The sequence below is a fragment of the Limnohabitans sp. Rim11 genome, assembly GCF_001269365.1.
In the GTDB taxonomy this organism is placed as follows: Bacteria; Pseudomonadota; Gammaproteobacteria; order Burkholderiales; family Burkholderiaceae_C; genus Limnohabitans_A.
On sequence record NZ_CXOM01000005.1, the window covers coordinates 71,350 to 95,448 of the forward strand.

Annotated in this window: 30 protein-coding genes; 23 read left to right on the forward strand and 7 right to left on the reverse strand. The window is 53.9% G+C overall.

Annotated elements, in window-relative coordinates:
• Window positions 1-18: 18 nt before the first annotated feature.
• Window positions 19-867 carry a formyltetrahydrofolate deformylase gene (gene purU, locus AMM03_RS12935; protein WP_090132259.1) on the reverse strand — a complete coding sequence of 283 codons (849 nt, stop codon included), beginning with the start codon at window positions 865-867 and terminating at the stop codon, window positions 19-21.
• A 157-nt stretch (window positions 868-1,024) separates the two neighbouring features.
• Between purU and AMM03_RS12940 the strand changes: the two genes are divergently transcribed.
• Window positions 1,025-2,074 (forward strand): AbrB family transcriptional regulator, encoded by a 1,050-nt coding sequence (locus AMM03_RS12940; RefSeq protein WP_369793714.1) that lies wholly within the window; start codon window positions 1,025-1,027, stop codon window positions 2,072-2,074.
• Here AMM03_RS12940 and AMM03_RS12945 read toward each other — a convergent pair.
• Complete coding sequence (locus tag AMM03_RS12945) at window positions 2,068-2,349, reverse strand: BTH_I0359 family protein (RefSeq protein WP_090132262.1); 282 nt, start codon at window positions 2,347-2,349, stop codon at window positions 2,068-2,070. The two genes, AMM03_RS12940 and AMM03_RS12945, sit on opposite strands and share 7 nt — an antisense overlap.
• A gap of 85 nt (window positions 2,350-2,434) precedes the next feature.
• Window positions 2,435-3,250: a DUF3108 domain-containing protein gene (locus AMM03_RS12950; RefSeq protein WP_194942894.1), complete on the reverse strand. Its 816-nt coding sequence runs from the start codon at window positions 3,248-3,250 to the stop codon at window positions 2,435-2,437.
• Window positions 3,251-3,623: 373 nt separating this feature from the next.
• Here AMM03_RS12950 and AMM03_RS12955 point away from each other — a divergent pair, with 373 nt between their 5' ends.
• The gene (locus AMM03_RS12955) at window positions 3,624-4,649 is read left to right on the forward strand and encodes a fumarylacetoacetate hydrolase family protein (protein WP_090132265.1); all 1,026 of its coding nucleotides are present in this window, start codon (window positions 3,624-3,626) and stop codon (window positions 4,647-4,649) included.
• 11 nt (window positions 4,650-4,660) lie between these two features.
• Window positions 4,661-5,479, forward strand: a complete 819-nt coding sequence (locus AMM03_RS12960) for an enoyl-CoA hydratase/isomerase family protein (protein WP_194942895.1) — start codon at window positions 4,661-4,663, stop codon at window positions 5,477-5,479.
• Between the two features lie 22 nt (window positions 5,480-5,501).
• Here AMM03_RS12960 and AMM03_RS12965 read toward each other — a convergent pair whose 3' ends face one another.
• Complete coding sequence (locus AMM03_RS12965) at window positions 5,502-6,152, reverse strand: glutathione S-transferase family protein (RefSeq protein ID WP_090132267.1); 651 nt, start codon at window positions 6,150-6,152, stop codon at window positions 5,502-5,504.
• A 120-nt stretch (window positions 6,153-6,272) separates the two neighbouring features.
• On the opposite strand from AMM03_RS12965, the gene AMM03_RS12970 reads away from it, so the two are divergent.
• On the forward strand, window positions 6,273-6,935 hold the full coding sequence (locus tag AMM03_RS12970; protein WP_090132268.1) for a PhaM family polyhydroxyalkanoate granule multifunctional regulatory protein: 663 nt from the start codon (window positions 6,273-6,275) through the stop codon (window positions 6,933-6,935).
• 5 nt (window positions 6,936-6,940) lie between these two features.
• Window positions 6,941-8,191, forward strand: coding sequence for an FIST signal transduction protein (locus AMM03_RS12975; RefSeq protein ID WP_090132270.1), 1,251 nt, complete (start codon window positions 6,941-6,943; stop codon window positions 8,189-8,191).
• A gap of 47 nt (window positions 8,192-8,238) precedes the next feature.
• Here AMM03_RS12975 and tgt read toward each other — a convergent pair whose 3' ends face one another.
• Both tgt and queA read right to left on the reverse strand, forming a co-directional pair.
• Window positions 8,239-9,411, reverse strand: a complete 1,173-nt coding sequence (tgt, locus tag AMM03_RS12980) for a tRNA guanosine(34) transglycosylase Tgt (protein ID WP_090132272.1) — start codon at window positions 9,409-9,411, stop codon at window positions 8,239-8,241.
• On the reverse strand, window positions 9,398-10,543 hold the full coding sequence (gene queA, locus AMM03_RS12985; protein WP_090132274.1) for a tRNA preQ1(34) S-adenosylmethionine ribosyltransferase-isomerase QueA: 1,146 nt from the start codon (window positions 10,541-10,543) through the stop codon (window positions 9,398-9,400). Before queA ends, tgt begins: the two co-directional genes overlap by 14 nt.
• Before the next feature lie 184 nt (window positions 10,544-10,727).
• Here queA and AMM03_RS12990 point away from each other — a divergent pair, with 184 nt between their 5' ends.
• The 4 genes from AMM03_RS12990 to ubiA all read left to right on the forward strand — a co-directional run bounded on the left by AMM03_RS12990 (window position 10,728) and on the right by ubiA (window position 15,168).
• On the forward strand, window positions 10,728-11,141 hold the full coding sequence (locus tag AMM03_RS12990; protein WP_090132276.1) for a hypothetical protein: 414 nt from the start codon (window positions 10,728-10,730) through the stop codon (window positions 11,139-11,141).
• Between the two features lie 75 nt (window positions 11,142-11,216).
• On the forward strand, window positions 11,217-13,295 hold the full coding sequence (recG, locus tag AMM03_RS12995; protein ID WP_090132278.1) for an ATP-dependent DNA helicase RecG: 2,079 nt from the start codon (window positions 11,217-11,219) through the stop codon (window positions 13,293-13,295).
• 9 nt (window positions 13,296-13,304) lie between these two features.
• Window positions 13,305-14,270, forward strand: coding sequence for a hydrogen peroxide-inducible genes activator (locus tag AMM03_RS13000; protein WP_090132281.1), 966 nt, complete (start codon window positions 13,305-13,307; stop codon window positions 14,268-14,270).
• 37 nt (window positions 14,271-14,307) lie between these two features.
• The gene (ubiA, locus tag AMM03_RS13005; RefSeq protein ID WP_090132283.1) at window positions 14,308-15,168 is read left to right on the forward strand and encodes a 4-hydroxybenzoate octaprenyltransferase; all 861 of its coding nucleotides are present in this window, start codon (window positions 14,308-14,310) and stop codon (window positions 15,166-15,168) included.
• Window positions 15,169-15,176: 8 nt separating this feature from the next.
• On the opposite strand, the gene proC is transcribed toward ubiA, so the two are convergent.
• The gene (gene proC, locus AMM03_RS13010; protein ID WP_090132285.1) at window positions 15,177-16,028 is read right to left on the reverse strand and encodes a pyrroline-5-carboxylate reductase; all 852 of its coding nucleotides are present in this window, start codon (window positions 16,026-16,028) and stop codon (window positions 15,177-15,179) included.
• Between the two features lie 117 nt (window positions 16,029-16,145).
• Here proC and glpK point away from each other — a divergent pair, with 117 nt between their 5' ends.
• The 14 genes from glpK to rpsM all read left to right on the forward strand — a co-directional run bounded on the left by glpK (window position 16,146) and on the right by rpsM (window position 24,085).
• Window positions 16,146-17,630: a glycerol kinase GlpK gene (glpK, locus tag AMM03_RS13015; protein WP_090132288.1), complete on the forward strand. Its 1,485-nt coding sequence runs from the start codon at window positions 16,146-16,148 to the stop codon at window positions 17,628-17,630.
• Between the two features lie 475 nt (window positions 17,631-18,105).
• Window positions 18,106-18,474: a 50S ribosomal protein L14 gene (gene rplN, locus AMM03_RS13020; RefSeq protein WP_053172537.1), complete on the forward strand. Its 369-nt coding sequence runs from the start codon at window positions 18,106-18,108 to the stop codon at window positions 18,472-18,474.
• Window positions 18,475-18,483: 9 nt separating this feature from the next.
• A complete protein-coding gene (rplX, locus tag AMM03_RS13025) occupies window positions 18,484-18,804 on the forward strand; it encodes a 50S ribosomal protein L24 (RefSeq protein ID WP_090132290.1) in 321 nt (106 codons plus the stop codon).
• Window positions 18,805-18,806: 2 nt separating this feature from the next.
• Window positions 18,807-19,346 (forward strand): 50S ribosomal protein L5, encoded by a 540-nt coding sequence (gene rplE / locus AMM03_RS13030; protein ID WP_055359579.1) that lies wholly within the window; start codon window positions 18,807-18,809, stop codon window positions 19,344-19,346.
• Window positions 19,347-19,354: 8 nt separating this feature from the next.
• On the forward strand, window positions 19,355-19,660 hold the full coding sequence (gene rpsN, locus AMM03_RS13035) for a 30S ribosomal protein S14 (protein ID WP_090132292.1): 306 nt from the start codon (window positions 19,355-19,357) through the stop codon (window positions 19,658-19,660).
• A 19-nt stretch (window positions 19,661-19,679) separates the two neighbouring features.
• Complete coding sequence (gene rpsH, locus AMM03_RS13040) at window positions 19,680-20,075, forward strand: 30S ribosomal protein S8 (protein ID WP_090132294.1); 396 nt, start codon at window positions 19,680-19,682, stop codon at window positions 20,073-20,075.
• Window positions 20,076-20,094: 19 nt separating this feature from the next.
• Window positions 20,095-20,628, forward strand: coding sequence for a 50S ribosomal protein L6 (rplF, locus tag AMM03_RS13045; protein WP_090132296.1), 534 nt, complete (start codon window positions 20,095-20,097; stop codon window positions 20,626-20,628).
• 11 nt (window positions 20,629-20,639) lie between these two features.
• A complete protein-coding gene (rplR, locus tag AMM03_RS13050; protein ID WP_090132297.1) occupies window positions 20,640-21,005 on the forward strand; it encodes a 50S ribosomal protein L18 in 366 nt (121 codons plus the stop codon).
• Between the two features lie 18 nt (window positions 21,006-21,023).
• Window positions 21,024-21,542 (forward strand): 30S ribosomal protein S5, encoded by a 519-nt coding sequence (gene rpsE / locus AMM03_RS13055; RefSeq protein ID WP_090132299.1) that lies wholly within the window; start codon window positions 21,024-21,026, stop codon window positions 21,540-21,542.
• Between the two features lie 17 nt (window positions 21,543-21,559).
• The gene (rpmD, locus tag AMM03_RS13060) at window positions 21,560-21,742 is read left to right on the forward strand and encodes a 50S ribosomal protein L30 (RefSeq protein ID WP_090132300.1); all 183 of its coding nucleotides are present in this window, start codon (window positions 21,560-21,562) and stop codon (window positions 21,740-21,742) included.
• A gap of 10 nt (window positions 21,743-21,752) precedes the next feature.
• Window positions 21,753-22,184, forward strand: a complete 432-nt coding sequence (rplO, locus tag AMM03_RS13065; RefSeq protein WP_055359586.1) for a 50S ribosomal protein L15 — start codon at window positions 21,753-21,755, stop codon at window positions 22,182-22,184.
• A 36-nt stretch (window positions 22,185-22,220) separates the two neighbouring features.
• A complete protein-coding gene (gene secY / locus AMM03_RS13070) occupies window positions 22,221-23,543 on the forward strand; it encodes a preprotein translocase subunit SecY (RefSeq protein ID WP_090132302.1) in 1,323 nt (440 codons plus the stop codon).
• A gap of 37 nt (window positions 23,544-23,580) precedes the next feature.
• A complete protein-coding gene (rpmJ, locus tag AMM03_RS13075) occupies window positions 23,581-23,694 on the forward strand; it encodes a 50S ribosomal protein L36 (protein WP_028820150.1) in 114 nt (37 codons plus the stop codon).
• A 25-nt stretch (window positions 23,695-23,719) separates the two neighbouring features.
• A complete protein-coding gene (gene rpsM / locus AMM03_RS13080; RefSeq protein WP_028820149.1) occupies window positions 23,720-24,085 on the forward strand; it encodes a 30S ribosomal protein S13 in 366 nt (121 codons plus the stop codon).
• Window positions 24,086-24,099 lie beyond the last annotated feature (14 nt).

Genomic DNA, 24,099 nt, shown 5'->3' on the forward strand with positions numbered 1-24,099 from the left:
AAAAAAGACAATTCAGCATCATTTGAAGATGACCGTTTTGTGGCCGTTCAGGAGCACACGGTGTTCGCTGTGCCACTTGACGGCGCGGGCCAACACTTGGCTTTCGGTGTCACGGCCTTGCGTGGTCAAATCTTCAACGGTTTTGGAGTGGTCCACTCGCGCCACATCTTGTTCAATGATGGGGCCTTCGTCCAAGTCGGCTGTCACGTAGTGCGCTGTGGCGCCAATCAATTTAACGCCGCGGTCGTGCGCTTGGTAGTACGGTTTTGCGCCTTTGAAGCTAGGCAAGAACGAATGGTGAATGTTGATGGCCCGACCCGACAATTTGCGACACAGGTCGTCCGACAAAATTTGCATGTAGCGCGCCAACACTACCAACTCGGCGCCTTCCGATTGAATGATCTCGTACTGTTTGGCTTCAGCCTCGGCTTTGTTGGCCGCAGTGACGGGAATGTGATGGAACGGCACGTTGTAACTGGCGGCCAATTGGTAGAACTCGCGATGGTTGCTGACAATGGCGCGAATGTCGATTGGCAGCAAACCGCTTTTCCAGCGGAACAGCAAATCGTTCAGGCAATGGCCTTCTTTGCTGACCAAAATGACCGTAGGCATCGGCTGGGTGGTGTTGTGCAAATTCCAAGTCATTTGGAAAGCTGTGGCAAAAGTACCCAGCTGGCTGCGCAAATCGGCCTCACTCACCTGATCGCAAGCAAACTGAACCCGCATGAAAAACAGACCGGTGGCATGGTCGCTGTACTGTGCAGCCTCTTCAATGTTGCCGCCGCGTTCCAGCAAAAAACCCGAAACGGCGTGCACGATGCCCGTTCTATCGGGGCAGGAAAGGGTAAGGATGTATGCGTGATTCATGGACGACATTGTCGCAGGGAGAAGGGCCCTTTGCCAAAATGAGGCGCTCAAACCTTATCCAAGGCATGGCGGAGGACGGGTTTAAACTGCCAAGCATTGAGATCTCACCTTTTCGGCAGCTTTTTTGCGACATTTCCAATCCATTTACCAAGTTAGCTTGACGCTGATTCTGGCCACGGCCGCGGCCCTGTTGGCCCAGTGGCTGCGCACACCCATTCCTTGGATGTTGGGGCCTTTGTTGTGCACGGCTGCCCTGTCGATTGGCGGTGCACCGATGCGCAGCTCGATCTATTTGCGCAACGTCGGTCAGTGGGTCATTGCTTGCGCCCTGGGTTTGTATTTCACAGCCGATGTGGGGCACTTGGTGGTCAGCTTGTGGTGGGCCATTTTGCTGGGCATTGGCTGGGCCTTGGCGCTTGGCTTTGGTTTTGGCCTGTGGTTGCATCGCCAAAATGCCAAGGACATGCCCGAGTTGTCTGCCCCCAGAATGCGGGCGACCAGTTATTTTGCGGGCGCCATTGGCGGCGCCTCTGAAATGACGCTCATGGCCGATCGCTATGGTGCGCGCACGGATCTGGTAGCCGCATCGCACAGCATGCGCTTGGTCATGGTGGTGATTTGTTTGCCCTTTGGCATGCAATGGGTTCAGTCGCATTGGGGTTTGCAAGTGGACAGCAATTTGATGCCCGGCCCCAAAGTCTGGCATTGGACCGGCCTTGTTTACCTGGCTTTGGCCACCAGTGTTGGCGCGCTGTTCATGACGCTCATCAAGCGCAACAACCCTTGGTTCATGGGTCCCTTGGTCGTTGCGATGACATTGACCCTGATGGGCATTCAGTGGACGGCCATCCCCTCAGAATTGTCCAATTTGGCGCAGCTCTTCATTGGCATCAGTTTGGGGGTGCGCTTTCGCCGAGAATTTATTCAAACCGCGCCCAAGTGGTTATTGACCGTGGCCCTCGGCACCATGGGCATGATTTTGTTGTCGGCCGTATTTGGCTGGGCCTTGGCTTGGGGGACAGGCTTGCATCCGGCGACTTTAATTTTGGGCACCTCGCCAGGCGGTATTGCCGAAATGGCCATCACGGCCAAAGTGTTGGGTTTGGGTGCGCCTATCGTGACGGCATTTCAGGTGTGCCGGTTGGTTGCGGTCTTACTGATTGTGGTGCCGCTCTACCGTTGGGTGGCCCTAGAACAGAATCAGTGAACCACCACCGGCTGCTGTGCCAAGCCGGTGTAACTCTCTAGGGTGTCTTCAACTTCTTCTTGGGTGGGTGTGTTTTGTTGCCAAGCTTGGATGTGCATTTGGAACATTTCTGCCCACGAGCCATCGAGGTAGACCTCTTTGCCGGAGCGCTTGTCGACAATCTCAAAACCATGGCGCTCTAGGGTGGGCGCTTGAGAGACGGGTGGCGCCTCACCGGTTTCGTTGGCCAACACATGCATGACGGCAAAAGATTCGGATTCGTACAACAAGTTCATGGTGTCATTCTGACTGAAGTGAATGCCATTTAGATAGGGCCTTTGTAAATTTTTTCAAGGGTTGTGAAAAACTGACAAGGCAGGTTCATTCGGCCAAGGGTCCCGGTACTTCAGTGCCGCTCATTTCCATGTCAATGAAGTTGCCGCTGACTTGGGTAATTTTGATGCGCACCGGCAAGCCCCCGTGCGTTTTGGACAACCACATTTCAATTCGGCTATCAAACTTGCCTCGGGGTAAGCACACCCATTTTTGCGTTTCTATGCGTTCTCCCTTGACTTCAATGGCCTCGTCAGACTGGTAGGTCAAGCGCCAATTGACGGCGTCACGTGTGGTGGCCGTTTGAATGTTGAGCTCGGAACCCGTCTTGAAATTTTGGGCTGAAACCGCAGCCGCCATTTGGATGAACAAACTCACCTGATCTTGGGCGCCCGATTGCATCGATGTACTGGGCGTGTTGCCACTGAAACTGATGGTGCGCTTGGCCGAATCAAAATGGGCCGCGCGCTCACCTCGGAAACTGTCGCTGTAGCGTTTGGGCGCCAAGCCGTCTTCGGTCAGCAAGCCTTGGCTGCGCCACACACGGTTGCCTATGAGAAAAGCCCTGACGCGCAATTCGGCTTCATAGTTGCGAGGCGAACTGCTTGCTGGGTTGGCTTGCCATTTCAAATAGCCCGAGGCGTAATAGTTCAAACCACGCTCTTGCCCAGTGAGCTTGTAGTTAATTTGAAGGTTGTCTGGGAAATTCTCCGCTTTGGCAACCAAGGCTTTGTCTTGGGCAATTTGAGGGGGAGGCACCTCTGCCGGCTCGGTGGTTGCAGCTGTTGTTTCTGGGGCTTTTTGAGGGGCGAGTTCAGGGGCTGGTTCAGGGGTAGTTTCAGGTGCGATGACGGGTTCCGGCAAGGCTGCGGAAGCGATGGCAGAGATGCCAGCTGGTTCCGCTGTGGGGTTTGAAATCGGCGCAGGTATTGGCTTAGGAAGAGGCTTAGGAAGTGGTTTTTTCAGCGGTGGCTGATGATTCTCAGGCGCTGTCTTTGAAGGTGCCGGTGTGGCGGGCAATAAGGGGGCAACAACCCTAGTTTGCAAGGGCCCTAACTTTTGAGATTCAGAATGTAGCCGCCAAAGGCTGCCGCCAGAGCTGAGCAACAGCCAAAGATGGACGGTCAAGACCAACAGCGCCAAGGCCGCTAATTTTTTCCGACCTGGGGGCGCCAGATTCAGATTGGTTAAACTGAACAAGTGAAGTGAAACCATTGCAAAGAATCGAAGAGGCTTTATGAAATTAGCAACCTACAAAGACGGATCGCGTGACGGCCAATTGGTGGTGGTGTCTCGCGATCTCAGTACCGCTCATTATGCGACTGGCATCGCTCAACGCCTGCAACAAGTTTTGGACGACTGGAACTTTATAGCGCCTCAATTGGAGGACTTGTACCAAACCCTGAACAACGGCAAGGCGCGGCATGCTTTTCCGTTTGATCCCAATCTTTGCATGGCGCCTTTGCCCAGGGCTTATCAGTGGGCAGATGGCTCAGCTTATATCAACCATGTGGAACTGGTGCGCGCATCACGCAAATCAGAGGTGCCAGAAAGTTTCTACAAAGACCCCTTGATGTACCAAGGTGGCAGTGACGATTTTCTGGGCCCTTGCGATCCAGTCATTTGCCCCGATGAAGCGTTTGGCATTGATTTTGAAGCTGAGATGGCAGTCATCACGGGCGACGTGCCCATGGGCGTTTCGCCCGAGAATGCCTTGGACGGCATTCGTTTGCTCATGATTGCCAACGACGTCAGCCTGCGAAATTTAATTCCCAACGAACTGGCCAAAGGTTTTGGCTTCTTCCAAAGCAAACCTGCCACTGCTTTTAGCCCTGTGGCCGTCACGCCAGATGAATTGGGTGACGCGTGGGACCATGGCCGCGTGCATTTAACGATGCAATCGACATGGAATGGTCGCAAAGTGGGCATGTGTGAAGCGGGCCCCGAAATGACCTTTCACTTTGGCCAACTGATTGCCCACATCGGCAAGACGCGCAACGTGCGTGCAGGCTCCATTGTGGGCAGCGGCACGGTCAGCAACAAAAGCGTTGAAGTCAATGGCAAGCCCGAGTGGGCCAAAGGCTATAGCTGCATTGCCGAGAAGCGCGCCATTGAAACCATATTAGATGGCAAGCCCAGCACCGATTTCATGAAGTTCGGTGACACCATTCGAATTGAAATGAAGGGTAAAGACGGTCAAAGCGTGTTTGGCGCCATCGATCAGCAAATTGCACCCGCCGATGCCAAACTGGGTAAAGACTGAGGACTCAGAAAATGACGGACACCATCGACTACAGCCGATACAAAACACTGAACATCACGCGCCGAGGTGCGAATCAAACAGTTTTGGACATCCAAATGAAAGCCGGTGGCCCGGGTGGCAACGGCAAGCTGCCCACGGCTGGCCATGAAGGTCATTGGGAGTTGGCTGAAATTTGGCGCGATGTGTCTCGCGATGAAACTGTGCGTGCGGCCGTCTTGCGCGGCGAAGGTTTGGGTTTTTCGGGCGGCGGCGACTTGGCTCTGGTGGAAGACATGGCGCGCGACTTTGACATTCGCACGCGCGTATGGAAAGAAGCCCGCGACTTGGTTTACAACGTGATCAATTGCGACAAACCCATCGTCAGTGCCATGCACGGACCGGCTGTGGGCGCAGGTTTGGTAGCCGGCTTGTTGGCCGATATTTCAATTGCCAGCAAGACCGCCAAGATTGTGGATGGTCACACGCGTTTGGGCGTGGCCGCGGGCGATCATGCGGCCATCATTTGGCCCTTGCTGTGTGGCATGGCCAAGGCCAAGTATTACCTTTTGCTGTGCGAGCCCGTGAGCGGCGAAGAAGCAGAGCGCATGGGCTTGGTGTCCTTGGCGGTGGAGGAAAAAGATTTGCTGCCCAAAGCCTATGAGGTGGCCGACCGCTTGGCCAATGGCAGCCAAACAGCCATCCGCTGGACCAAATACGCTTTGAACAACTGGCTGCGCCAAGCAGGCCCCAGCTTTGATGCGTCACTGGCCTTGGAGTTCATGGGATTTGCTGGACCCGATGTGAAAGAAGGCGTCGCCAGTTTGCGCGATCGCCGACCACCACAGTTTTAAACTTAAACCGCTGCCAAAGCGCTTAGGGCTTGCTTTGCATCCGGGCTAAGAAAAGCTCGTTGTTGGCTTTGCGGTCAGCTTGCACACGTTGCATGCTGGGCCGCTCGGACCACATCTTCATATAGCTCTTGACGGGCAAGTCGGCTAAAAAATCATTGCCATAAATGGTTTTGCTAACCGCCGTCACAAGCGGCAAATTGACAGCAGCAGCACAATCGGCCAAGGTCAATTCTGAGCCCCCAATGAAAGGTTCAAACTTCGCCACTTTGGCAAATGCAGCTACATTCTTTTGCAGTTGCTTGCCCACTTTTTCTTTCACTGCATCGCTCACCTTGCCGCCAAAAAAGGCTTCTGCGTAAAGTTCACGCGCCACCAATTCCAAATGCAAATCTAGAAAGATGTGGAGTTCGCGGGCCTTGGCCGCTGCAAAGGGGTCTTTGGGCAACAGGGGGTGTGCGGAGTATTTGTGCTCTAAATATTCCACCATGACGGCTGACTCGCACAAAGTCCCTTCGTCCGTTTTCAAGTAAGGCACTTTGCCCAAGGGGCTGGCATCCAGTTCAACTTGGCCCACCCATTTCAAGTCTTCGTCGAAAGCGATGTCTTTTTCTAACAAGACCAGTTTCACTTTGTTGTAGTAGTTGCTGGCGCCAAAGCCGCAGAGTGTCAGCATGAGAGATCTCCTTATGAAGAGCTGAAGCTTAGCTGAGATCTGTTGGGCTTAGGTCGCCAAGTTGACGCCATTTGTCCATGCGTTAAGCTTCTGGCAAATACACACTTGTAGGAGCCCACCATGAGCGACACCTCTGCATTCGGTTTTGGAAAATTTGTGCCTGGCTTTGACTTTTTACAAAACCTGGGCCAAGCCGCCAATCCTGGCGCCAAGGGCTCACCCCAGGGCATGCCCAACATGGCCAGTTGGGTCGCCCCCACCATGAATGTGGAGGAGTTGGACAAGCGCATTCAAGAACTCAAGACGGTTCAATTTTGGTTAGAGCAAAACACCAACGCCCTCAAAGCCACCATCCAAGCTTTGGAGGTGCAAAAAATGACGCTGTCTACTTTGCAGGGCATGAACGTGAACATGCAAGATTTGGCCAAAGCCTTCACAGCCAAAATGCCCGACTTGGGTCAAGCTGCCGCAGCGGCTGAAGAGACGAAAGCCAATGAAACGGCAGAGCCAGCAGCGCAGGCTTCAAGTGCCAACGCCGAATCTGCGTCAAGCAGTACCAAAGACAATGGCCCCGCTGTAGATCCCATGCAGTGGTGGGGTTCGCTCACGCAGCAGTTTCAAAACATTGCGGCTGCTGCCGTCAAGGATGTGGCGGCGCAGGCCCTCAAAGACAAGCCCAAAGTAGCCAGAAAAACCAAGGCAAGCACGGCGAAGACCCGCAGCACGCGCGCCAAAAAACCAGCCAAGCCGGCATCGCAAGCCGTCCCAAAATCAGCCAGCTGATCAGTATGAATTTGTTCCCCTTTGGTCATGCCACCCACCCCCAGTGGCTGATGGCCGCAGGCCTGGTCATTGCGCAGCTCCGTGCCCAAATGACTTTGCCTGGCCATGCGTCTCAACCCTGCCTTGGCCTTTTGTACATCACCGATCATTACGCGCAAAGCGCAGCCGACATCCTGGCGCACTTGCGTGACGAGTTGCCCATGGTCCAAGATTGGTCGGGCACAGTGGGTGTGGGGGTGGCTGCTAACAACGCCGAGTATTTCGATGAACCCGGCATGGCCCTCATGCTGTGCGATTTGCCTGCCCATCAATACCGTGTTTTTTCAGGTGCGCAGCCCTTGCACGCCGAATTCAAAGCGCACACCGCCTTGGTTCACGCCGATCCCATGACGCCCGATTTGGCCGAGCTCATTGCAGAAATGTCGGGACGAACCGCATCGGGTTATTTGTTCGGGGGACTGTCAGCAAGCCGGCATCAAACGATGCAATTTGCCGTGACCGAAAACACCGGCCCTGCGCAAGGGGTTTTGAAGGGCGGCCTCAGCGGTGTGGCTTTCAATTCAGATGTGCAAATTTTGTCACGCGTGACGCAGGGGTGTGCGCCCATCAGCAAGGAGCGGGAAGTTACAGAGGCCGAAGGCCATGTCATCTATGCGCTCGATGGCCAACCCGCCCTCGACACTTTGTTGGCCGATTTGAATGTGTCTTTGAATGAGCCGCAAACGGCCTTGCAAGCGGTTCGAGCCACTTTGGTGGGCCTCACATCTGCCGGACAGAATGCCGTTGGAAGAACCGGCAGTTTGGGCTTGGATGTCAGGGTGCGGCATATCGTTGGCCTCGATCCCGCGCGCAAAGGCGTCGCCATTGCCGATCACGTAGAAGCAGGTCAAAAACTGGCGTTTTGCCAAATGAATTTGCAAGCGGCCAAATCAGACTTGCGCAGAATTTGTGCAGAAATTAGAGAAGAGCTTGAACCTGAAACTTTGAGCTTAGAAATCGCCACGGCCTTGGCTGCCAGCGAGGCAGAAGCGGCGCCGCATCCGGCAAGACGCATTGCCGGCGCTGTGTATGTCAGTTGTTCTGGCAGGGGCGGCCCCCACTTTGGCGGCCCGAGTGCAGAGTTGCAATGGATTCGCCATGCGCTAGGTGATGTGCCGCTGGTCGGTTTCTTTGCCAGCGGAGAAATTGCGCACCACCACCTCTATGGGTATACCGGTGTATTGACGGTCTTCACCACCCCAGTCGAAACCACTTAAGGTCTTGGGGCTTCATCGCCTTTAATGATCGCCCTCATCAGAATCATTTAAACGCCTCGAGCGCGGTCTTGTTTGAACTTGGTTTGGAAGCCTAAGAAGTCGTCGGCCTCTAAGGCTGCTCGGACTTCTTTCATGAGGTTCAAGTAGTAGTGCAAATTGTGAATGGTGGTGAGCATGGGGCCCAACATTTCGCCGCATCGGTCAAGGTGATGCAAATAAGCGCGGCTAAATCCTTCTCGGCCGCCTTCGTCCCAAGACACACCCGATGAACCGGCACAAGCGTGGCAAGTGCAAGTGGTGTCCAAAGGTTGATGGTCTGTTTTGTGGCGTGCGTTGCGCAATTTCAAATCGCCAAAGCGGGTAAACACAGTGCCATTGCGGGCGTTGCGTGTGGGCATGACGCAATCAAACATGTCGACACCTTGCGCCACGCCTTCGACCAAATCTTCGGGGGTGCCCACGCCCATCAAATAGCGCGGCTTGTGCGCTGGCAGTCTGTGCGGCGTGTGCGCCATGATTTGCAACATTTGTTCTTTGGGTTCGCCCACACTGACGCCGCCCACGGCGTAGCCCGGAAAGTCCATGGCCACCAATTGCTCTAAAGATTCTTGTCGCAAGTTTTCAAACATGCCGCCTTGCACAATGCCAAACAAAGCGTTTGGATTTTCAAGCCGTGTGAATTCATTTTGACTGCGCACGGCCCAGCGCAAACTCATTTCCATCGACTTGCGCGCTTCGGCTTCGGTGGTCAGGTGACCCTTGGTTTCGTAAGGCGTGCATTCGTCCAGTTGCATCACGATGTCAGAGTTCAAAATGGTTTGAATCTGCATGCTCACTTCGGGTGACATGAACAACTTATCGCCATTGACGGGTGATGAAAAGTGCACACCTTCTTCGGTAATTTTGCGCATCTCGCCCAGCGACCAAACTTGAAAACCACCCGAGTCAGTCAAGATGGGTTTTTGCCATTTTTCAAAATCGTGCAAGCCGCCAAAACTTTTCACAATGTCAAGGCCTGGCCGCATCCACAAGTGAAAAGTGTTGCCCAAAATAATTTGCGCACCCATCTCTTCCAAGCTGCGTGGCATCACACCTTTGACGGTGCCGTAGGTGCCCACTGGCATGAAGATGGGCGTTTGAATCACACCGTGGTTCAGGGTCAATTGGCCCCTGCGCGCGTGGCTGTGCGCGTCTGTTTTAAGAAGTTCAAATTGAAGCATGATTCATCCTGTGTAAAAGCATGGCGTCGCCATAGCTAAAAAAGCGATACCTGTGTTCAATGGCATGGGCATACAAAGCCATCACGTGGTCGTAGCCAGCAAAAGCACTGACCAACATCATGAGCGTGCTCTTGGGCAAATGAAAGTTGGTGATGAGGCGGTCGACCCACTTGAATTCAAAGCCTGGCGTAATAAAAATTTGTGTGTCGCCTTGCGCTTGACCGGTTTTCGCCCACGACTCTAAAGATCTGACGGATGTGGTGCCCACCGCCCAAACTTTGCCGCCACGTTCTCGGCAAGCGTGCAATGCTTGTTGCGTAGAAACTGGAATGTCGTACCACTCCGAGTGCATGGTGTGCTCGGCGATGTTTTCGGTTTTGACGGGCTGAAAGGTGCCAGCGCCAACATGCAAGGTCACATTGGCGGTGGCAACGCCCATGGCGCTTAATTGGGCCAAGAGGGCTTCGTCAAAATGCAGCGCCGCCGTTGGTGCCGCAACCGCGCCAGGACTTCGGGCAAACACCGTCTGATAGCGCGCTTCGTCTTCTGCAATTTCTGCGGCGGTAGCGCTGCCATCGTATGGGCGCTCAATGTAAGGGGGCAAGGGCACGTGGCCATATTGCGCCATCAGCGCGTGCGGCTCGTCGCTGAGCTCAAAGCAAAACAGCGCGCCGTTCTCGTTGGGCCAGCGGCCCAGCAGCTTGGCATCAAATCCGGCGGTGCCCGATGTCTTGTTGTTGACGCCAGGTGGTGCATCTGTGCCCATGTGAAGCACGGCACCTACGGGTGGTTTTTTGCTGACCTTCATGTGCGCCACCACACAGTGGTTGGGCAGAACTCGTTCAATCAAGAGCTCCACTTTGCCGCCCGTCGATTTCTCGCCAAAAATGCGCGCCTTGACCACTTGGGTGTCGTTAAACACCAATAAGTCGCCCCGTTGCATCAAACTGGGCAGGGCTTTGAAGATGCGGTCAACCGGACTGGTATCACTGCCATCAAGGAGGCGCGAACTGCTGCGCTCAGCCGCAGGGTGCTGGGCAATGAGTTCAGGGGGAAGATGAAAATCGAAGTCGCTAAGGCTGAACGCTGGCGTTGCTGCGGCTTGTGCGTCGATCAAAGACGAGTGTGTCATGTGCTTGAGGGCCGAACCAGACCCGTTCCAAGTTGAAAAAATAGCATTGTCCCATGCGCTTGCACAAGGCTTTACAAATGAGTGCTGTCAAATTTGTGTAAAGAACCCCATTATGTAAGTACTTTTCAAGAAAGTACTTATCACAACTTACGTCCCTGCTAACCCAAGACAGTACTGTACGGCCATGCCAAAAGTATCTGAGTCTCAACAGTTCGCTGATAGGTTGCGCAGCGCCCTTGAGAGTGCCGGTGTACGCGCCTCACCCACCTTGGTGGCCAATGCCTTCAATTTGCGTTACCACGGCCGCAGCATCACGCCGCACACGGCTCGAAATTGGCTTTTGGGCAAGGTCATGCCCACCCAAGACAAACTCAGGGTTTTGGCAGAGTGGCTGCAAGTCAGCCCCGATGAACTGCGTTTCGGCCGCGCCCCTGGCAAAACCTATGTGTTTGAAATGAACGCCGGCCCTGTCGAAATGGGTTTGTCAGACCGAGAAATGGTCGATCGGTATTTGTCGCTCTCCTTGGAGGAGCGCAAAACCATTCGCGATGTGGTCTCTGCATTTGTTCGTGCCAAAGCTGCAGAGAGCCTGCCCTAAACTTTGCCCTGAACGATTCCGCATTAGATCCCCGACAGATTGAATGGCCCGTGCCAAGCACGGCACAATGTCGGGATGGTCACCCCCTCGTCCTCGTCCGCCGCCAAACCCTTGTCGGCCCCCCAAAAAGCCATGCGCAAAATGGGCTTGGTGCGGGACATCGATTTGGCCTTGCACATTCCGCTGCGCTATGAAGACGAGACCCAAATTGTCAAACTGAGCAGTGCCCGCGAGGGTGACAACATTCAAATTGAAGCCACGGTCACTGCTTCAGAAATTCAACTTCGGCCCAGACGTCAATTGTTGGTCACAGTGGACGACGGCACAGACACCTGTGTTTTGCGCTTTTTTAACTTTTATCCGGCTCAACAAAAGGCTTTGGCGGTGGGCCAAGTCATTCGTGCTCGCGGAGAAGTCAGGGGCGGGTTTTTGGGCCTGACCATGATGCATCCTGCGTTCAAGGCGGCCACGGGTCATTTGCCATCCGAGTTGACGCCGGTGTATCCCACCTCGGCGGGGCTGCCGCAAACGTATTTGCGGCGCGCGGTGGCAGGGGCTCTGTCTAGGGCAGATTTAAGCGAATCGCTGCCAAGCAACATGCCCTGGCCCAAAACGCCCAAGGTCAATCAAGCATTCAGTTTGAGACAGGCGCTGACTTTTTTACATCACCCCACACCCGACGTTTCTATCGCCGCTTTAGAGGACCGGTCGCACCCTGCCTGGCAAAGACTGAAGGCCGAAGAATTGCTGGCGCAGCAACTCTCTCAGCGCATGGCCCGAATGGAACGAGATAATTTGCGCGCCCCTGCGCTCCACCAAAAAGTTGGTGGCTGGCACGACAAATTGCGCGATGTGTTGCCTTTTCAATTAACGGCAGCGCAGCAAAGGGTGGGCCTCGAAATAGCGCAGGACTTGGCAAGACCCGTTCCCATGCACAGATTGCTGCAAGGCGATGTGGGCGCCGGTAAAACAGTGGTGGCCGCATTGGCCGCCATGTTGGCCATCGATGGGGGTTGGCAATGTGCGCTGATGGCGCCCACCGAAATTTTGGCGCAACAACACTTTGCCAAACTGGTGGGGTGGTTGGCGCCCTTGGGTGTTCGCGTGGCTTGGTTAACCGGTAGTCAAAAGAAAAAAGAGCGCACCGAAATGTTGGCGCTCATTGAAACGGGCGAGGCAGCTTTGGTGGTGGGCACGCACGCCGTCATCCAGGAACAAGTCAAATTTAAAAACCTAGGCTTTGCCATCATCGATGAGCAACATCGGTTTGGTGTGGCGCAACGTTTGGCGCTCAGAGACAAAATGCAAGACGCTGGCATGGAGCCGCATTTGCTCATGATGACGGCCACGCCCATTCCCAGAACATTGGCCATGAGTTATTACGCTGACTTGGAAGTCTCGGTCATCGATGAGTTGCCGCCAGGCCGAACACCCGTCGTCACCAAAGTGATTTCGGACAGCCGCAGAGACCAAGTGATTGGGCGCATTGGTGCGCAGTTGGCGGAAGGTCGCCAAGTCTATTGGGTCTGTCCGCTGATTGAAGAAAGCGAAGCGCTCGATCTGACCAACGCCACCGCCACGCACGAAGAGTTATCGGCCGTGTTGCCGGGTGTCACGGTGGGCTTGTTGCACTCGCGCATGTCAGTTCAAGAAAAGCGCGATGTCATGGCGCAATTTACCCAAGGTTCGATGGGTGTTTTGGTCAGCACCACCGTGATTGAAGTGGGCGTCGATGTGCCCAACGCCTCCTTGATGGTCATTGAGCATGCCGAGCGTTTTGGTTTAAGCCAGTTGCATCAATTGCGGGGGCGGGTTGGGCGCGGTGCTGCAGCTTCTGCCTGTGTCTTGCTTTACGGCACACCAGACGGTGGTCGTTTAAGCGAAACTGCACGCGAGCGATTGCGCGCCATGGTGGACACCAATGACGGTTTCGAGATTGCCAGACGTGATTTAGAAATCAGGGGGCCAGGCGAGTTTCTAGGTGCGCGACAATCAGGGGCCGCACTGTTGCGATTTGCAGACTTGGCCACCGACGAACATTTGTTAGAGTGGGCTCGGCAAACGGCACCTTTGCTGTTGGAAAAATACCCCGACATGGCCGAGCGACACATCGCCCGTTGGTTGGGTGGAAAATCTGAGTTTTTGAAAGCTTGAGAAATTGGCATGACCCTGACTGAGCTGAAATACATTGTGGCAGTGGCCCGCGAAAAGCACTTTGGCAAAGCCGCCGAGGCGTGCTTTGTGTCGCAACCCACTTTGTCGGTGGCCATCAAAAAGCTCGAAGAAGAACTCGATGTGAAGTTGTTTGAGCGCAAGGCCAACGACGTCAACGTGACATCGCTGGGCGAAGAAATTATTCGACATGCGCAGCTGGTGTTAGAGCAGGCCGCCGAAATCAAAGAAATTGCCAAGCGCGGCAAAGACCCTTTGGCGGGCACCTTGCGTTTGGGCGTCATCTACACCATCGGACCTTATTTGTTGCCCGACTTGATGCGCCAGATGATGAAGAAGACGCCGCAGATGCCCTTGATGCTGCAAGAAAACTTCACGGTCAAATTGATGGAAATGTTGCGCGCCGGCGAAATTGATTGCGCCATCTTGGCGGAGCCATTTCCTGATACGGGCTTGGCTACTGCGGCTTTGTACGACGAGCCTTTCATGGCCGCTTTGCCCGTGAAGCATTTGTTGGCCAAGAAAAAAACAATCACCGCCGAGCAACTCAAAAACGAAACCATGTTGCTACTTGGCAATGGCCATTGTTTCCGTGACCATGTGTTGGAAGTGTGTCCCGAATTTGCCAGGTTTTCTAGCAACGCCGAAGGCATTCGCAAAAGCTTTGAGGGCTCCTCCTTAGAAACCATCAAACACATGGTGGCTGCTGGCATGGGCGTCACTTTGGTACCGCGCTTGTCGGTGCCGGCAGAAGCTTTGGCAGAAACCGCCAAGCGTAAAAAACACGAAGACCCTGACATTGCCTATTTGCCCATTGTGGACGAGGCCGGCGGTTTGCCGCCCACGCGCCGCGTGGTCTTGGTTTGGCGCAAAAGCTTTACCCGCTACGAAGCCATTGCTGCTTTGCGCAATGCCATTTATGCCTGCGAATTGCCGGGTGTGACCAGGTTGTCCTGACGCTTGACGAACCCTTGCTGCTCAACACTCGAACGACATGCGTGAAAAAATCAGTTTGTATTTGGATCTGATTCGCTGGAACCGCCCCGCCGGGTGGTTGCTGTTGTTGTGGCCCACCTTGTCGGCCTTGTGGATTGCGGCAGATGGTTTTCCAGGCTGGCATTTGGTGGGGGTGTTTACGCTGGGCACCATTCTCATGAGAAGTGCCGGCTGTTGTTTGAACGACGTAGCCGACAGAGACTTTGACAAGCATGTCAAGCGCACAGCTGAGCGGCCCGTGACCAGCGGCCGCATCAGTGTCAAAGAGGCCTTGACGCTCGGCGCTGTGCTGGCTTTGATGGCTTTCGGCTTGGTGCTGACATTGCACCCAGAGACTCGCACAGAAACCATTGCGTGGTCATTTGCCGCCATGGCCGTGGCCATTGCTTATCCGTTTGCCAAACGTTATGTGGCCATGCCGCAAGCCGTGTTGGGCGTGGCATTTAGCTTTGGGATTCCCATGGCATTTGCCGCAGTCACCGGCGAGGTGCCCTGGCAAGCGTGGGCGCTGTTGGTGGGTAATTTGTTTTGGGTCTTGGCCTACGACACCGAATACGCCATGGTCGACCGCGATGACGATTTAAAGATTGGCATGAAGACATCGGCCATTACCTTGGGGCAGTGGGATGTGCTGGCCATCATGGGTTTTTATGCGGCTTTTGTCGGTGTGTGGGCATGGGTGCTTGATGCGTCTGCCAAGCCGTTGCTGATGCTGGGCTTGGCTGCTGCAGCATTGCAAGCGGCTTGGCACTTTTTGCTGATCAAGGACAGAACGCGTGAGGGTTGCTTCAAGGCTTTTCGCCTGAACCATTGGGTGGGCTTTGCGGCCTTTGCGGGTGTGGTGCTCAGTTACTTTTAGCCTTTGCTTTAGTCTTTGCCAAACTCATCGCCCAATTCACTGGCGCGTTTTTGGGCGGCCAACATGCCTTTGACAAAGGCTTCTTTCACATGATCGTCGGCCATTGAAGTGAGCGCTGCGTAGGTGGTGCCGCCCTTGGAGGTGACGCGTTGCCTGAGCACTTCGGGCGACTCCACAGACTGCCGCGCCAAGTGCGTGGCGCCGCCAAATGTGGCTTTGGCCAAATGGTAAGCCTGCGCTTCTGGCAAGCCCATTTTGACGCCGGCTTCGGTCATGGCCTCTAAGAAATAAAACACGTAGGCGGGGCCAGATCCAGACAGCGCTGTCACGGTATCGAGATCGGCTTCTTGTTGCACCCACAAGAACTCACCGGTGCTTTTTAAAACCTGTTCAATCAAATGTTGGTCTGGGGCAGAAACGCCCGCGCGCGCAAACAAACCCGTAATGCCTTGGCCTACCAGCGCAGGCGTGTTGGGCATGCTGCGCACCACGCGGTCGGTTTGAAGCCAGCGTGCAATGCTGTCACTTCGAATGCCAGCCGCCACGGACAGGTGCAGGGCCTTTTGTGTGAACGCCGCAACGGGCAAAGCGGCCTCTTTGAAGACTTGGGGTTTGACGGCCCAAATGACCAAATCGGCTTTTGACAAGGCCGTGGAAGCCGACGCTGCGGCGGTAGCCACCTCAACACCCCAATCGGCTGTTAACTTGGCTGCGGTTTCGGTAAAAGGCTCGATGACCGTGACTTGCGCTGGCGCAAAGCCTTGCCGAATCAAGCCACCCAAAATGGCGCTGGCCATGTTGCCACCGCCAATGAAAGCCAAATGCGCTTTTTGAAGGTCGGTGCTTGCGGGTGTTGTCATGAATCAATCTTTCTTTCAAATTGCAGGCGTGCCCCAAGGGCATCAGGCCGCCAAAAATTAACAAGCTCAGTGTATTGTCTCTTTTTCAAACGATGTGTTTCGGTTAACCTTGTCAACATGAAGTACATCCTTGCACTCGATCAAGGCACCACCAGCTCAAGGGCGGTGCTGTTCAATCGCGATGGACGGCCTGTCGCTACAGCCCAACAAGAGTTTGCACAACACTTTCCCAAGCCGGGTTGGGTTGAGCACGACGCCTTAGAAATTTGGCAGACGCAGAAAAAAGTGATGCAAGCCGTGCTGAAAAAAGCGGCGGTTTCTGCGACTCAGATTCAAGGCATCGGCATTACCAATCAACGTGAGACCACGGTGCTTTGGGACAGAAGAACCAGTCAACCGATTGCCCCTGCCATCGTTTGGCAGGACCGAAGAACCGCTTCGTTTTGCGATGAGCTTAAGCGCCAAGGCGTAGCCAAGACCATTCAAAAGAAAACCGGCTTGGTCTTAGATGCTTACTTTTCTGCCACCAAAATTGCTTGGTTGCTAGACAACACGCCTGGCGCCAGAAGCTTGGCGGAGGCTGGCCACTTGGCGTTCGGCACCATCGACACGTGGTTAATTTGGCAGCTCACGGGCGGCCGCGTTCATGCCACGGACCCCAGCAACGCGTCCCGAACCTTGCTCTTCAACATACACACCCTTGAGTGGGATGAAGGCTTATTAAAGCAGTTCAACATTCCAGCCAGCTTGTTGCCCCAAGTGCTTCCAAGCAGCGGTGTGTTGGCGCAAACAGAGCCAGACTTGCTGGGCTGTGCCGTGCCCATTGCGGGCTTGGCGGGGGACCAGCAGGCAGCCACTTTTGGGCAGGCTTGTTTTACACCGGGCATGGCCAAGAACACCTACGGTACAGGTTGCTTCATGCTCATGAACACCGGCCACAAGCCTGTTCTAAGCCGCAACCAATTGTTAACGACTGTGGCCTGGCAAGGGCCCATCAATGCGCACAATCCCCATCGAACAGCCTACGCACTGGAAGGGTCTGTCTTCATGGCGGGCGCCACCGTTCAATGGTTGCGCGATGGTTTGCAAATGATTCAAAAAGCCAGCGACGTGGAAGCCTTGGCCGCCAGCGTGCCCCATACGGGCGATGTTTATTTGGTGCCAGCTTTTGCGGGACTTGGCGCCCCCGATTGGGATGGCCAAGCACGGGGCACCACGCGAGCGCACATTGCGCGTGCTGCATTAGAGGCCATTGCTTGGCAGGTGGCCGATGTGTTTCAGGCCATGGCCAAAGACAGTGGTTTGCCTCTGACCGAATTGCGAGTGGACGGCGGTGCCAGTCAAAACAATTTGCTGATGCAAATGCAGGCAGATGCCTTGGGTGTGCCTGTGGTGCGTTCCAAAGTCACAGAAACCACGGCCTTGGGGGCTGCTTATTTGGCAGGCTTGGCCACTGGTTTTTGGACGGACGCCCAAGAAATCAGTTCTCAATGGGCGCAGGATCAAAAGTTTGAACCCCATGTGAGTGGGCAACACCGAGAAGAGGGCCAGGCCCGATGGCGAGAAGCTGTTGCGCGCTCCAGGTCCTGGGCCAAAGCTTGAACGCTGTCAAGGCCTCTTCGCACAATGACTTAAAGAAGAGGCACAATGGCCACTAGAAGCCAACCTTGCAGCGGCTCATTCCTATGGCACAGATGCCCAAGCGGCTATGGCCGCAGCCCCAGAAGTGGCAGAAATTTTGGAGGCAGAAACGGGGGTTTCGGCCCAACTGTCTGCGTTTGAAAGCTTGGCCAAGGCCTATCAATGCCCTGCAAAGTCATAAAAATTGCAAGAATTTACAAATTACGGGCCAAAAAGTGTTGACATGGTCTAAAAATGTTGTAACAATCGCGGGCTTCGCTTCTAAAAAAGGCGGAGTTATCTACCCAAACTAAAGCATTGCGAGTGGTTCGCAGTGTGGATGACGGGTCCAAGACTGATCTTGGTGTTTTCGGTATTCAAGCTTCAAGTGCCAAGGAATTGGCTAGTAAGTGCTGAATGTCGGGGGTGCACAAGGTGCAAGTTGGGAAATATTGAAATGATTCAGACAGAAACTCGGTTGGATGTTGCCGACAACACCGGCGCTAAGTCCGTTCTTTGCATTAAGGTGCTTGGCGGATCTAAACGTCGTTACGCTAGTGTTGGCGACATTATCAAAGTGAGCATCAAAGAAGCTGCGCCCCGTGGCCGCGTCAAAAAAGGCGAGGTTTACAGTGCTGTGGTCGTTCGTACAGCCAAGGGCATTCGCCGTGGTGATGGCTCTCTCGTTAAATTCGACGGCAATGCAGCAGTTTTGCTGAATGCCAAGTTGGAGCCTATCGGCACCCGCATCTTCGGCCCAGTTACGCGTGAATTGCGTACTGAGAAGTTCATGAAGATCGTGTCATTGGCACCTGAAGTTCTTTAAGGACAAGCCATGAACAAGATTCGCAAAGGTGATCAAGTGATCGTCATCGCCGGTCGTGACAAAGGCAAGCGCGGCACCGTGTCGCTTCGCGCCGATGATTCACACCTGGTGGTTGAAGGCATCAACTTGGTTAAAAAGCATGCCAAGCCAAACCCTATGAAGGGTACCAACGGCGGCATCATCGAAAAGACCATGCCTATTCATCAGTCCAACGTTGCCATCTTCAATGCGGCATCTGGCAAGGCTGACCGTGTGGGTATTAAGTTGTTGGCCGATGGCAAACGCGTTCGCGTTTACAAGTCCAGCGGCGAAGAAATCAAGGTGGCATAAACATGGCACGTCTACAACAACAATACCGCGAAAAAATCGCTCCTGAACTGATGACCAAATTTGGTTACAAGTCAGTCATGGAAGTTCCCCGCATCACCAAAATCACACTCAACATGGGTGTGAGCGAAGCCGTTGCCGACAAAAAGGTCATGGACAACGCAGTGGGTGATTTGACAAAAATCGCTGGCCAAAAGCCAGTGGTTACCAAGGCCAAAAAGCCAATCGCTGGTTTCAAAATCCGCGAAGGCCAAGCCATTGGTTGCATGGTCACATTGCGTGGCGTGCAAATGTATGAATTCTTGGATCGCTTCGTCACCGTGGCTTTGCCCCGCGTGCGTGACTTCCGTGGTATCTCTGGTCGTGCTTTTGACGGCCGTGGCAACTACAACGTCGGCGTGAAAGAGCAAATCATTTTCCCTGAAATTGAGTACGACAAGGTTGACGCTTTGCGTGGTCTCAATATCAGCATCACCACGACAGCCAAGACCGACGACGAGTGCAAAGCATTGCTCGCCGGCTTCCGCTTCCCGTTCAAGAACTGAGGTGACACGTGGCTAAAGTAGCTTTGATCGAGCGCGAGCTCAAGCGAGACAAATTGGTGGCCAAGTACGCGGCTAAACACGCGGAATTGAAAGCCATTTCTCAAGATCTAAAACGCAGCGACGAAGAGCGCGCAGCAGCCCGTTTGGGTTTGCAAAAGCTCCCACGCAATGCGAACCCAACACGTCAACGTAACCGCTGCGCGATCACTGGTCGCCCACGTGGTACGTTCCGTCAATTCGGCCTCGGCCGCGCCAAAATTCGCGAATTAGCCTTCCAAGGCAACATTCCTGGCGTGACCAAAGCCAGCTGGTAATCGGCAGGAGAGATACAACATGAGCATGAGTGATCCCATTGCCGATTTGCTGACTCGCATCCGCAACGCACAAATGGTGGCCAAGGCCTCCGTTTCAATTCCTTCTTCCAAAGTGAAGGTGGCAATTGCCCAGGTGCTGAAAGATGAAGGTTACATCGACGGCTTCCAAGTCAAGACAACTGGCGGTAAGTCAGAACTTGAAATCGCCCTGAAGTACTACGCAGGTCGCCCTGTGATTGAGCGCATCGAGCGCGTCAGTCGCCCTGGCCTTCGCGTTTACAAAGGTCGCGATGCCATTCCACAAGTCCTCAACGGTTTGGGCGTGGCCATCGTCACCACACCCCAAGGCGTGATGACCGACCGCAAAGCGCGCGCAGCCGGTGTCGGCGGCGAAGTTCTTTGCTACGTCGCTTAAGCGCAGGAGAGACTAAAAAATGTCCCGTGTAGGAAAAATGCCTGTGACCATCCCCGCTGGCGTGGATGTGTCTATCAAAGAAGACCAAATCAGTGTTAAAGGCGCTGGCGGCACGCTTGCCACCGCTTCTAGCCAGTTGGTCAAAGTCAACAACGACAACGGTAAGATGACCTTCATTCCGGTCAACGAATCCCGTGAAGCCAATGCCATGAGCGGCACCATGCGTCAGCTGGTGAACAACATGGTGACTGGCGTGACCAAAGGCTTCGAAAAGAAGCTGACCTTGATCGGTGTGGGCTACAAAGCTCAAGCCCAAGGCGCCAAGTTGAATTTGTCAGTTGGTTATTCGCACCCTGTGAACATTGACATGCCTGCTGGCATCAAAGTGGAAACACCTGCCCCAACTGAAATCATCATCAAAGGTGCTGACCGCCAACGTGTGGGTCAGATTGCTGCTGAGATTCGTGCTGTTCGTCCTCCCGAGCCTTACAAGGGCAAAGGCATCCGTTATGCGGATGAGAAGATCACGATCAAAGAGACTAAGAAGAAATAAGGAGCTGCAACATGTTGACCAAAAAAGAGCAGCGTCTCCGTCGTGCACGTCAAACCCGTATCCGCATTGCACAGCAAGGCGTGGCACGTTTGACCGTGAACCGTACCAATCTTCACATTTATGCCAGCGTCGTTTCCGGCGACGGCAGCAAAGTGTTGGCCAGCGCTTCTACTGCAGAAGCTGATGTTCGCAAAGAACTCGGCGCTACAGGCAAAGGCGGCAATGCCAATGCAGCCCAACTGATCGGCAAGCGCATCGCTGAAAAAGCAAAAGCTGCTGGCGTTGAAAAAGTGGCTTTTGACCGCGCAGGTTTTGCATTCCACGGTCGTGTCAAAGCTTTGGCTGAAGCCGCTCGCGAAGCTGGCTTGCAGTTCTAAACGGATCGGAAATTACAAATGGCTAAGTTTCAGGCAAAAGCACAAGGTGACGGTCCAGAAGACGGTCTCCGCGAAAAAATGATCGCGGTCAATCGCGTGACCAAAGTGGTGAAGGGCGGCCGTATTTTGGCGTTCGCAGCTTTAACCGTGGTCGGCGATGGCGATGGCAAAGTGGGCATGGGCAAAGGCAAATCAAAAGAAGTGCCAGCTGCTGTTCAAAAAGCCATGGAAGAAGCGCGTCGCAACTTGCAAAAAGTGTCTCTTAAAAACGGCACCATCCACCACACCGCTTATGGTCAGCACGGTGCAGCTCGCGTCTTCATGGCGCCCGCTCCCAAGGGTACCGGCATTATTGCTGGCGGCCCAATGCGCGCTGTTTTCGAAGTGATGGGCATCACTGACATCGTGGCCAAAAGCCATGGTTCGTCAAACCCTTACAACATGGTTCGCGCCACTTTGGACGCCCTGTCACATTGCACAACAGCATATGAAATTGCTGCCAAGCGTGGCAAGAGCGTTGAAGACATCTTCGCTTGAACCCGAAAGGTAATACGATGACAACACAACAAACCGTCAAGGTCCAATTGGTTCGCAGCCCTATCGGTTGCAAACAAGACCACCGCGACACCGTTCGTGGTCTGGGCTTACGCAAGCTCAACAGCGTCAGCGAATTAGAAGACACACCTTCTGTTCGCGGCATGATCAACAAGATCAGCTATCTGGTCAAAGTTCTCTGAGAGATATCTGATGGAACTCAACAGCATCAAACCTGCAGCTGGCGCTAAACACGCCAAGCGTCGCGTTGGCCGTGGTATCGGTTCGGGTCTGGGTAAAACCGCCGGCCGTGGACACAAAGGTCAAAAATCCCGTTCAGGCGGCTACCACAAAGTGGGTTTCGAAGGCGGTCAAATGCCTTTGCAACGTCGTCTGCCCAAGCGTGGCTTCAAGTCTCACCTCTTGAAGTTCAATGCTGAAGTCACATTGACAGCCCTCGAAAACCTCGGCTTGCCCGAAGTTGACGTGTTGGCACTCAAGCAAGCTGGCCTGGTTGGCGAGCTGGCCAAAGTGGTCAAAGTTGTTAAAACTGGTTCGTTGACCAAAGCCGTCAAGTTGACAGGCATTGGCGCAACAGCTGGTGCCAAAGCAGCCATCGAAGCTGCTGGCGGATCTTTGGCCTAATCGGTCAAATATTTACAACGTTTAAAGAGATAAGCAGTGGTCACTAGCGCAACAACAGCAAACAAAGGCAAGTACGGAGACTTGAGTCGCCGCCTCGTCTTCTTGTTGCTCGCGCTCGTGGTTTACCGTGTGGGTGCGCACATTCCTGTTCCAGGCATTGATCCCGCACAACTGCAGCAACTCTTCAATGGTCAGCAGGGCGGTATTCTTAGCTTGTTCAACATGTTCTCTGGTGGCGCTTTGTCGCGCTTCACAGTGTTCGCGTTGGGCATCATGCCTTACATCTCTGCGTCCATCATCATGCAATTGCTCACTTATGTCTTGCCTGCTTTCGAGCAGCTCAAGAAAGAGGGCGAAGCGGGACGTCGCAAAATTACGCAATACACACGATTTGGTGCCTTGGCCTTGGCCTTGTTCCAGTCTCTGGGTATTGCCATGGCTTTGGAAGCTTCTGCTGGTTTGGTCATTGCCCCCGGTTTTGGCTTCCGCATGACAGCGGTAGTTAGCTTAACTGCTGGCACTATGTTCCTCATGTGGCTCGGCGAGCAAATCACTGAGCGCGGTTTGGGTAACGGTATTTCTATTCTAATTTTTGCTGGTATTGCTGCAGGTTTGCCTGGCTCTATCGGTGGTTTGTTGGAGTTGGTTCGCACAGGCGCCATGGGCCCTCTGGTTTCCATCTTCATCATTGCAGTGGTTATTTTGGTCACTTATTTTGTGGTGTTCGTCGAACGCGGCCAGCGCAAAATTTTGGTTAACTACGCTCGTCGTCAGGTGGGCAACAAGGTGTACGGCGGTCAATCGTCACACCTGCCCTTGAAGCTCAACATGGCTGGTGTGATTCCTCCCATCTTTGCTTCGTCCATTATTTTGTTGCCAGCCACTGTGATCAATTGGTTCAGTTCTGGCGAATCAGACAACGCCTTGGTGTTGTTCATGAAGGATGTGGCGTCTGCCCTCACACCTGGTCAACCGATCTATGTGATGTTCTACGCAGCAGCCATTATTTTCTTCTGCTTTTTCTACACAGCCTTGGTGTTCAACAGCCGCGAAACGGCCGACAACCTCAAGAAGAGTGGTGCGTTCATCCCCGGCATTCGCCCTGGTGATCACACTGCCAAATTTATCGACAAGATCTTGGTGCGTTTGACATTGGCCGGTGCCGTGTACATCACCTTTGTCTGTCTCTTGCCCGAATTTTTGATCTTGAAGTACAACGTGCCATTCTATTTTGGTGGCACTTCACTTCTGATCATTGTTGTGGTGACCATGGATTTCATGGCACAAGTTCAGAACTACATGATGTCTCAGCAGTATGAGTCGCTTCTCAAAAAAGCGAATTTCAAAACAACGCTGTGATTGAATTGATAGGTAAAAGAGTTTTAGGAGAAATGAAATGAGAGTTTCGGCTTCGGTCAAAAAAATTTGCCGCAACTGCAAAGTCATTCGCCGTAAGGGCGTGGTTCGTGTTATCTGCACAGACCCACGTCATAAGCAGCGTCAAGGCTGATTGCAAGAGTTATTAGAGGACGAAAATGGCACGTATCGCTGGCATCAACATTCCGCCGCACAAGCATACCGAAATTGGCTTGACAGCTATCTTTGGTATCGGTCGCACCCGCGCTCGCAAAATCTGCGAGGCTTCAGGCATTGCTTACTCCAAAAAGATCAAAGATCTGACGGATGGCGACCTGGAAAAAATTCGCGATCAAATCGCATTGATCACCATTGAAGGTGACTTGCGTCGCGAAACAACCATGAACATCAAGCGTTTGATGGACATTGGTTGCTACCGTGGTTTCCGCCACCGCCGTGGCTTGCCCATGCGTGGTCAGCGTACTCGCACCAATGCACGTACTCGCAAGGGTCCGCGTAAAGGCGCCGCAGGCTTGAAGAAATAACAGGGATTGAGAGA

What these genes read in the sequence shown, in the direction of transcription:
- rplF (WP_090132296.1), top strand. Translation starts at nt 20,095, where the DNA reads ATGTCCCGTGTAGGAAAAATGCCTGTGACCATCCCCGCTGGCGTGGAT.
- AMM03_RS12945 (WP_090132262.1), bottom strand. Translation starts at nt 2,349, where the DNA reads ATGAACTTGTTGTACGAATCCGAATCTTTTGCCGTCATGCATGTGTTG.
- AMM03_RS12990 (WP_090132276.1), top strand. Translation starts at nt 10,728, where the DNA reads ATGCCAAAAGTATCTGAGTCTCAACAGTTCGCTGATAGGTTGCGCAGC.
- queA (WP_090132274.1), bottom strand. Translation starts at nt 10,543, where the DNA reads ATGACACACTCGTCTTTGATCGACGCACAAGCCGCAGCAACGCCAGCG.
- AMM03_RS13000 (WP_090132281.1), top strand. Translation starts at nt 13,305, where the DNA reads ATGACCCTGACTGAGCTGAAATACATTGTGGCAGTGGCCCGCGAAAAG.
- AMM03_RS12965 (WP_090132267.1), bottom strand. Translation starts at nt 6,152, where the DNA reads ATGCTGACACTCTGCGGCTTTGGCGCCAGCAACTACTACAACAAAGTG.
- ubiA (WP_090132283.1), top strand. Translation starts at nt 14,308, where the DNA reads ATGCGTGAAAAAATCAGTTTGTATTTGGATCTGATTCGCTGGAACCGC.
- tgt (WP_090132272.1), bottom strand. Translation starts at nt 9,411, where the DNA reads ATGCTTCAATTTGAACTTCTTAAAACAGACGCGCACAGCCACGCGCGC.
- rplN (WP_053172537.1), top strand. Translation starts at nt 18,106, where the DNA reads ATGATTCAGACAGAAACTCGGTTGGATGTTGCCGACAACACCGGCGCT.
- rplO (WP_055359586.1), top strand. Translation starts at nt 21,753, where the DNA reads ATGGAACTCAACAGCATCAAACCTGCAGCTGGCGCTAAACACGCCAAG.
- AMM03_RS12975 (WP_090132270.1), top strand. Translation starts at nt 6,941, where the DNA reads ATGAATTTGTTCCCCTTTGGTCATGCCACCCACCCCCAGTGGCTGATG.
- glpK (WP_090132288.1), top strand. Translation starts at nt 16,146, where the DNA reads ATGAAGTACATCCTTGCACTCGATCAAGGCACCACCAGCTCAAGGGCG.
- rpsM (WP_028820149.1), top strand. Translation starts at nt 23,720, where the DNA reads ATGGCACGTATCGCTGGCATCAACATTCCGCCGCACAAGCATACCGAA.
- rplR (WP_090132297.1), top strand. Translation starts at nt 20,640, where the DNA reads ATGTTGACCAAAAAAGAGCAGCGTCTCCGTCGTGCACGTCAAACCCGT.
- AMM03_RS12955 (WP_090132265.1), top strand. Translation starts at nt 3,624, where the DNA reads ATGAAATTAGCAACCTACAAAGACGGATCGCGTGACGGCCAATTGGTG.
- rplX (WP_090132290.1), top strand. Translation starts at nt 18,484, where the DNA reads ATGAACAAGATTCGCAAAGGTGATCAAGTGATCGTCATCGCCGGTCGT.
- AMM03_RS12960 (WP_194942895.1), top strand. Translation starts at nt 4,661, where the DNA reads ATGACGGACACCATCGACTACAGCCGATACAAAACACTGAACATCACG.
- rpmD (WP_090132300.1), top strand. Translation starts at nt 21,560, where the DNA reads ATGACAACACAACAAACCGTCAAGGTCCAATTGGTTCGCAGCCCTATC.
- rpsH (WP_090132294.1), top strand. Translation starts at nt 19,680, where the DNA reads ATGAGCATGAGTGATCCCATTGCCGATTTGCTGACTCGCATCCGCAAC.
- rpmJ (WP_028820150.1), top strand. Translation starts at nt 23,581, where the DNA reads ATGAGAGTTTCGGCTTCGGTCAAAAAAATTTGCCGCAACTGCAAAGTC.
- rpsE (WP_090132299.1), top strand. Translation starts at nt 21,024, where the DNA reads ATGGCTAAGTTTCAGGCAAAAGCACAAGGTGACGGTCCAGAAGACGGT.
- purU (WP_090132259.1), bottom strand. Translation starts at nt 867, where the DNA reads ATGAATCACGCATACATCCTTACCCTTTCCTGCCCCGATAGAACGGGC.
- recG (WP_090132278.1), top strand. Translation starts at nt 11,217, where the DNA reads ATGGTCACCCCCTCGTCCTCGTCCGCCGCCAAACCCTTGTCGGCCCCC.
- AMM03_RS12970 (WP_090132268.1), top strand. Translation starts at nt 6,273, where the DNA reads ATGAGCGACACCTCTGCATTCGGTTTTGGAAAATTTGTGCCTGGCTTT.
- rplE (WP_055359579.1), top strand. Translation starts at nt 18,807, where the DNA reads ATGGCACGTCTACAACAACAATACCGCGAAAAAATCGCTCCTGAACTG.
- proC (WP_090132285.1), bottom strand. Translation starts at nt 16,028, where the DNA reads ATGACAACACCCGCAAGCACCGACCTTCAAAAAGCGCATTTGGCTTTC.